Origin of the sequence: Sinorhizobium sp. FG01, from assembly GCF_002531875.1 — a bacterium.
GTDB classification, from domain to species: domain Bacteria; phylum Pseudomonadota; class Alphaproteobacteria; order Rhizobiales; family Rhizobiaceae; genus Sinorhizobium; species Sinorhizobium fredii_C.
The window spans coordinates 445,731-452,614 of sequence record NZ_NWTB01000006.1 but is presented as its reverse complement, the minus strand read 5'-3'; the positions used below and the strand labels follow the sequence as shown (position 1 = coordinate 452,614).

The window sequence follows — 6,884 nt, the reverse complement described above, 5'->3', positions numbered from 1 at the left end:
GGCAGCGCGCCGATCTTCCAGCGGTAGAGCAGGTCGTTCAGGCAATGGCCGAAACGCGACACCATCAGCAGCACCTTGGTGCGTTCCGCCTGGTCATAGAGCGCCGTTTCCATGGCGAACTTTTCGGCGATTGGCTTCAACCCCTCCTCGAGTGCGGCACGGCCGACGCCCTCTTCCGAAATGAAGGAAATGCGCATGAAGAACAGGCCGGTTTCAAGATCGTCGAATTGCGAGCTGTCGATGATGTTGCAGCCCTGCTCGGCGAGATAGGCGGAAAGCGCCGCGACGATGCCGCGGGTGGATTTGCAGGTTACCGTCAAGACATAGCTGTTCATCATTTGTCCTTAGCTGTCGCATCATTGGGCGTTGCGCCCATTTGCTTCCCTACTGCATGTTCCTTAAATCGATCTCGATTCAAGGACAAAGACATGCAGCAACTCAAGGTGCTAGCGACCTTTGCGCGTCTGATAACACGCGCGGTGCTGTAAACCGGAGCCAATTAAAGGATAATTCCTGCAGCAATTGAAAGTGCTGCAGCGACCTTTTGCGTCTGAAACGACGCAACGGCGCTGTCACGATCATCTTACGCGGAACGCCGCGTGCTCCTGCTTATCGATCTTGCCGAGGAATTCCTTCAACTCCGCCGGCTCGATACCGACCAGATGTGCCTTCTCCGGGTAGGCGCCGGAGCGGACATCCTCGGCATATTCTCGGAAGGCGGCGATACGCTCCCGCTGCAGCCGCTCGAATTCGGCGGCAAAGTTGCGATAGACCTTGGCATGGCGGGGATAATGGCCGCGGTTCTGCCCGAGCACGTCTTCGGCAAAGAGATACTGGGCATCGCATCCGGTGCCCGCTCCCATCGAAAGCATCAGCAGCGAGGTGCGCTCAGAAATCGCGGCCGCCACTTCTCCCGGCACAACCTCCATCTCGGCCGAAAAGGCGCCCGCCTCTTCGAGCGCCTTCACCTGGCGCCAGATCTCGAGCGCGCTCGCCGCCGTCTTGCCGACAGCGCGGAAGCCGCCGGTCCAGGTGGCCTTTGACGGGATCAGCCCGACATGGCCGCAGACCGGGATGCCTTCCTCGCGCAGCCGCTTGACCGTCGAAAGGCCGGCCGCACAATAAACGGCATCGCCGCCCGCCCGCATCGCCTGGAACGCGCCGCGCAGATAGTCTTCGGCGGTGACAAAGTCGCCATATTCGAGGCCGGGAAAGGCAAAGACCGTCGGCGCCGCCTCGCGGAATTCCGGTCCCAGCAGCGCCGGCGGAACGGATACGAGGTCGATGCCGGCCTTCTCGGCGGCTTCGGCCTCCTCCAGCGTCACGACGCGCAGCATGGTGAGTTGTCGCTTGCCCTTGATCGACAAGAGATCGGCAACGGTCGGGCGACGGTGTTTCATGGAAATCTCCGGTGAATGCTTGGAAGGGGGCGAACTGCAGCGGCCGTCAGGCCGCCAGCAGCGTCTTCAGCTTGGTTTCGGGCGAGGAAAGCGCCGCCGGGTCGGGCCTGCTGCCGGCGGCGATCAGCATTTCGGCGAGGCGAATGTCGCGGGCGACCGCGTTGCCTGGCCCGATGCCGCTTGCGGCAATCAGCCGGCCTTCGCCATCGAGATGAAAGAGAACGAAGCCGCCGTCCGTCAGATCGCGCCGTACTGTCGTCGCGGCGCCGTCGGCAAGGCCGGCGATCTGCAGGGTCAGCTCGTATTGATCCGACCAGAACCACGGCACGCTCGCGACAGGCTCGGCCAAACCCATGAGATTGGCCGCAGCGAGCGTCCCCTGATCCTGCGCGTTTCGCCAGGCTTCGAGGCGCACCCGCCGCCCGTCATAGTGCGACAGGGGAAAGGAACAGCAATCGCCGGCCGCATAGATGTCGGGGTCCGATGTCCGCAGCGTCTCATCGACCGCGATGCCGTTTTCGATCAGAATGCCGGCGGCTTCCGCAAGCTCGGTATTCGGGACCGCGCCAATGCCGACGACGATCAGGTCGGCGAGCCTGCTGGTGCCTTCGGCGAAGAGCACCCTTGCGCCGCCGTCATCCGCCTCGAGCGCGGCGATGCGCCCGCCGCATACGATCTCGACACCTTCCTGCCGATGTCGCTCGGCAACGACATCCGCGATTTCCTGCGGCACGCCGCGCGATAGGACGCGCGGCAGGCCCTCGATGAGCACGACGTCGGCGCCGAGCTTGCGGGCCGTCGCGGCAAGCTCGAGGCCTATGAAGCCGCCGCCGATGATGGCGAGCTTTCGGCCGGGTACCAGCGCCCTGCGGATCGCCAGAGCGTCGGCGTGCGTCCGGAGCATCCGGATGCGCTCGGCGTTTCCGCTCATGCCCGGAAGGGCGCGTGGCCGGGCGCCGGTCGCGAGCAGCAGCCGATCATAGTCGATCGCACGGCCGCCTTCGAGCCGCACAGCCTTTCGCCGTCGGTCGATCGCCTCGACCGCGACGCCCGTCACCACGGTGATGCGCGCCTCTTCGTAACGCTCGAGGCCGGCCACATATTTCGGCGGCTCGGCCCCGACGAGCCCGTCCTTGGAAAGCGGCGGACGCTCATAGGGGAGATGCGGCTCGGCGCCGATCAGCGTGATTTCGCCTTCGAAACCCTTTTCCCTGAGAGCAAAGGCCGCCCTTGCCCCGCATTCGCCGGCGCCGACGATAACGATATGGCTCATGTTCTCCTCCCCTCGCCCCTGAAGCGTCAGGAAATCGCGATAAAGACGCTGCCGGCCTCGACCTTGACCGGATAGGTCGTGAGATTGACGCAGACGGGCGCGCCCTTGGACTGGCCGGTCTTGTAGTTGAAGCGGCCGTTGTGCTTCGGACATTCGATGATGTCCTCCATCACCAGCCCGTCGGCGAGGTGGATCTGCTCATGCGTGCAGAGCCCATCGGTGGCAAAATATTCGTCATCGGGGCTGCGGTAGACGGCAAAGGTGCGCCCTTCATGGTCGAAACGAATGACGTCTTCCTCGTCGATTTCGTCGGCGGCACAGACCTCGACCCAGTTCGAGCTCATGGGTTTCCTCCATTCAGTCGTTTGTTCTGATTTGCGGGATCGCCTGCCGCTCACTCGGCGGCCTGGGCTTCCCGGTCGTTGTGGAATTCTTCGCGATAGGGCTTTGCCGTCGGCGGCAGTTCGCGCTTCAGGAAATAATCCTCGTTACGCAGCTGCCGGAGGAAGGCCGGGATCATTTCGCGATAGCCGTCGAGGATCGATGGGTTGGCCGCCGGCAGGTCGTGCTTGATCATCGCGTGCAGCCTCGGCAGCGCGTGATAGGGCACCATGGGGAACATGTGATGCTCCACATGGTAGTTCATGTTCCAGTAGATGAAGCGGCTCACCGGATTCATGTAGACGGTGCGGCTGTTCAGCCGGTGGTCGATGACATTGTCGGCAAGGCCGCCATGCTGCAGCAGGCCGGTCAGCACGTGGTGCCAGGCGCCGTAAAGCCGCGGCAGGCCGATCAGCATCAAGGGCAGTATCGAGCCGAGATAGACCGAGAGACCGGTGGTCGCCAGATAGATGGCAAGCCAGATGCGGGCGACGAGAATCGCCTTCGACCGTTCCATTTCCGGAATGAAGGTCTTTTCCGCTGCGCTGATCACGCCGAAAGCGTTGCGCAGCATGTCGATGACCGCATACCAGACATCGATGATGCCGAAGAAATTGAGGACGAGACGAATGAGATCCGGCGGCCGCATGACGGCGATTTCCGGGTCGCGGCCGACGATGACCGTGTCGGTGTGGTGGCGCGTGTGGCTCCATCGCCAGGTCACCGGATTGCGCATGATCATGAAGCAGGCGATCAAGTAGACGGCGTCGTTCATCCACATCGTCTTGAAGGCGGTGCCGTGGCCGCATTCGTGCCAGCGGCTGTCGGAGGCCGAGCCGTAAAGGACGCCATAGGCAAGGAAGAACGGCACGGCGAACCAGGTGCCCCAGAAATAGGTGCCGAGCCCACCGAGGACAGCCATGCTGCCGAGCCAGATCGCTGTGTCGCGAATGGCCGGACCATCCTCGCGCTTCATCAGCTCCTTCATCTGCTTGCGCGGAATTTCCGTATGGTACCACTCGGCCGCGGCGAGGCCGTTCGCCACCGCGGCTTGGGCATCGCGGCCCAGCAGGCTGTAATCTCGTTTCGTCGGACCTGTCGTCATCCCTGCCTCCCGAAGAGCGCTCCGGATTGCGCCTTCATCTGATGCGAGGAGAATAAGTTGACTTTTGACAGCTCTCAATGCAGCTATGATATATTCTATCAAAACACATCATAACTGTGGCCTCATTCATGAGGTAATGCTGTCAGGGAGGCGGAGATGAGCAGCAGGCCGACGATAGCGGATCTGGCGCGGGCCGCGGGGGTGAGTGTTGCGACGGTGGACCGGGTGCTGAACGGACGCCACCCGGTGCGCGAGGAGACGGCGCGGCGCGTCTACGACGCGGCAAAGGAAATCGGCTACCATGCGGTCGGGCTGCTGCGGCAGCGGGTTTTCGAGGACCTGCCGCAGTACCGTCTGGGTTTTCTCCTGCAGAAGCCGCAGCAAGCCTTCTATCAGGCGGTCGCTCGGGAAATGGAGAGTGCGGCGCTGTCACTGACCAATGTCCGGGTCATCCCGCAGATCGACTTCGTCGCCAATTCGACGCCGGCGGGGATTACCGAGAAACTTAAGACAATGGCGGCACGCAATCAGGCAATCGCCTTCGTCGCCCCCGACTACCCGGCCGTCACTGCCGCGGTCGAGGAACTGAGAGAGCGCGGCATTCCGACCTTCTCACTGCTTTCCGATTTCGCGTCCGGCGTGCGCGAGGGCTATATCGGCCTGAACAACCAAAAGGTCGGGCGAACGGCCGCCTGGATGATCGCCAAGGCGGCCAAGCGACCTGGCAAGGTCGCCGCATTCATCGGCAGCCATCGCTTTCTCGGCCATGAACTGCGCGAGATCGCCTTCCGCTCCTATTTTCGCGAAAAGGCGCCGGAGTTCGAGGTGCTGGACACGATGGTCAACCTCGATACCGCCGAGATCACCCATGAGGCGACCCTCGACCTCCTGAAACGCCACCCGGACCTTCTCGGTTTCTACGTCTGCGGCGGCGGCATGGAGGGGGCGATCTCGGCGATCCGCGAGGAGAAGTTGGTCGGCAAGCTGCTCGTCGTCGTCAACGAGCTGACACCGGAATCGCGCGGCGCCCTTGCCGACGAGGCGGTCATCATGGCGGTCGCCACACCGGTCCAGACGCTGGCGCGAGAGACGGTCAACCTGATGATCGGTGCGATCGACCGGGGTACCGCCGGCGTTCCAGGGCAGACCATCCTGCCCTTCGACATCTACACGCCGGAGAATATCTGACCGCTAGGTCTAGTTCTGCGCCGAGAGCCGAATTGCGTGCGGGCGCATCGGAAACAGGTGAAGCAACGCGGGAACATCGCCCTGCCCCTCACGTTGTAAGTGACGCCGCCAGCGCACAACTGCAGGCGAGGCTTCATGAGGAGGTTGCGTGGGCAGATCCGTGAACGAAAAACGAAATGGGGCCCCGCTCATCCATGGTGCCGGCGATCTGCCGTCGGTCATGGTCGACGATTACAATCTGGGGCTTCGTTCCGGCGACGGTTTCTTAGGGGACAAGGCCAACAAATTTGCCTTTCAGGAAAAACTCGATGCCTGGCGCAAGCGCGTGCGCAAGGGCGGTGAAGACCCGCTCGGCAACACCCCGACCGACGGCCTGTCGAAAAAGCAGATCGACGCATTCCTGCTCGGAGACGACAAGGAGGCGGCCGCCCTCGTCATGGGAGCGGTCGACGAATTTGCCGGCGAACTCTCCGGCGTGCTCGGGAAATTCCTGCAGCAGAAGAGCTGGAAGAATACCGAGCGCGTGGTGATCGGCGGCGGCTTCCGAGGGAGCGCCGTCGGTGAACTCACCATTGCCCGGGCAATGGTGCTGTTGAAGGCAGAAGGTCTGAAGATCGAGCTCGCGCCCATTGTCCACCATCCGGACGATGCGGGGCTCATCGGTGCCGCTCATCTCATGCCCGGCTGGATGCTCAAGGGCCACAGGGCCATACTTGCCATCGACATCGGCGGCACCAATGTGCGCGTGGGCATCGTCGAGCTGCGCTTGAAGGAAGAGACCGACCTCTCGAAGGCCAGAGTCTGGAAATCGGACATCTGGCGGCATGCGAAGGACAAGCCCACCAGGAGCGCCACGATCGAACGCCTCATAGCGATGATCGACAAGCTCGTCGCTAAGGCGGACAAGGCCGGCCTCGCGCCGGCACCGGTGATCGGCGTCGCCTGCCCCGGCGCCATCAATGCCGATGGCTCGATCCTGCGCGGCGGCCAGAACTTGCCGGGCGGCAACTGGGAGAGCGAGCACTTCAACCTGCCCGTCGCGCTCAAGCGAGCCATTCCGCAAATCGGCGAGGAGGAAACCTTCGTCATCATGCACAACGACGCCGTTGTTCAGGGTCTCTCGCAGATACCCTTCATGCAGGACGTTTCCGACTGGGGAATTCTGACGATCGGCACCGGCCTCGGCAACGCCCACTTCAGCAACAAGGCTGATAACTGCGACCCGTCCTGAACCGCGCCAGCTCTGACGCCACAGCACGCAGCGGTTGCCTTTCCCGCCAGGTTTCCTAGCTACGGACATGTCAACGCTTTGAAGGAAACGCACTGAATGAGCCGGAATGGCCTCTATCTCATCATCACTCTTCTCGCCGTGGTCGCTGTCGGACTGGGCATCTACGTCTACCGCGAAGAAAACCAGCCAGGCATCGAGATCAAGATTGGCGAGCAGGGTATTTCGGTCGAGGAGAATTGACCTACCTGTGCCTCAAGCGGAGGTCTGGCGACCCCGTCCCCGCACGCAAGACATCGACCGTCCGAT

8 protein-coding genes are annotated in these 6,884 nt (G+C 62.6%); 3 read left to right on the top strand and 5 right to left on the bottom strand.

Translation table 11 applies throughout. From position 1 onward, the window contains the following. The 5 genes from CO656_RS12445 to CO656_RS12425 form a co-directional block, all read right to left on the bottom strand. Nucleotides 1-335, bottom strand: a 335-nt coding sequence (locus CO656_RS12445; RefSeq protein ID WP_280951802.1) for an ACT domain-containing protein, incomplete at its 3' end; no start/stop codon positions are given. 243 nt (nucleotides 336-578) lie between these two features. Then, nucleotides 579-1,400, bottom strand: coding sequence for a 3-methyl-2-oxobutanoate hydroxymethyltransferase (locus CO656_RS12440; RefSeq protein ID WP_037419733.1), 822 nt, complete (start codon nucleotides 1,398-1,400; stop codon nucleotides 579-581). A 46-nt stretch (nucleotides 1,401-1,446) separates the two neighbouring features. After that, the gene (locus tag CO656_RS12435; RefSeq protein WP_097525960.1) at nucleotides 1,447-2,673 is read right to left on the bottom strand and encodes an FAD-dependent oxidoreductase; all 1,227 of its coding nucleotides are present in this window, start codon (nucleotides 2,671-2,673) and stop codon (nucleotides 1,447-1,449) included. Nucleotides 2,674-2,699: 26 nt separating this feature from the next. Continuing rightward, nucleotides 2,700-3,017: a MocE family 2Fe-2S type ferredoxin gene (locus tag CO656_RS12430; RefSeq protein ID WP_097525959.1), complete on the bottom strand. Its 318-nt coding sequence runs from the start codon at nucleotides 3,015-3,017 to the stop codon at nucleotides 2,700-2,702. Between the two features lie 50 nt (nucleotides 3,018-3,067). After that, nucleotides 3,068-4,159, bottom strand: a complete 1,092-nt coding sequence (locus CO656_RS12425) for a fatty acid desaturase family protein (protein ID WP_097525958.1) — start codon at nucleotides 4,157-4,159, stop codon at nucleotides 3,068-3,070. A 156-nt stretch (nucleotides 4,160-4,315) separates the two neighbouring features. Between CO656_RS12425 and CO656_RS12420 the strand changes: the two genes are divergently transcribed. From CO656_RS12420 to CO656_RS12410, 3 genes are all read left to right on the top strand, one after another. After that, the gene (locus CO656_RS12420) at nucleotides 4,316-5,347 is read left to right on the top strand and encodes a LacI family DNA-binding transcriptional regulator (protein WP_097525957.1); all 1,032 of its coding nucleotides are present in this window, start codon (nucleotides 4,316-4,318) and stop codon (nucleotides 5,345-5,347) included. A gap of 148 nt (nucleotides 5,348-5,495) precedes the next feature. Next, nucleotides 5,496-6,578 (top strand): ROK family protein, encoded by a 1,083-nt coding sequence (locus CO656_RS12415; protein WP_097525956.1) that lies wholly within the window; start codon nucleotides 5,496-5,498, stop codon nucleotides 6,576-6,578. 96 nt (nucleotides 6,579-6,674) lie between these two features. Next, a complete protein-coding gene (locus CO656_RS12410) occupies nucleotides 6,675-6,818 on the top strand; it encodes a hypothetical protein (RefSeq protein ID WP_037419718.1) in 144 nt (47 codons plus the stop codon). Nucleotides 6,819-6,884: the final 66 nt, after the last annotated feature.

Bases quoted from the DNA above. Each gene is read 5' to 3' on its own strand.
- CO656_RS12440 (WP_037419733.1), bottom strand. From the start codon at position 1,400: ATGAAACACCGTCGCCCGACCGTTGCCGATCTCTTGTCGATCAAGGGC.
- CO656_RS12435 (WP_097525960.1), bottom strand. From the start codon at position 2,673: ATGAGCCATATCGTTATCGTCGGCGCCGGCGAATGCGGGGCAAGGGCG.
- CO656_RS12430 (WP_097525959.1), bottom strand. From the start codon at position 3,017: ATGAGCTCGAACTGGGTCGAGGTCTGTGCCGCCGACGAAATCGACGAG.
- CO656_RS12425 (WP_097525958.1), bottom strand. From the start codon at position 4,159: ATGACGACAGGTCCGACGAAACGAGATTACAGCCTGCTGGGCCGCGAT.
- CO656_RS12420 (WP_097525957.1), top strand. From the start codon at position 4,316: ATGAGCAGCAGGCCGACGATAGCGGATCTGGCGCGGGCCGCGGGGGTG.
- CO656_RS12410 (WP_037419718.1), top strand. From the start codon at position 6,675: ATGAGCCGGAATGGCCTCTATCTCATCATCACTCTTCTCGCCGTGGTC.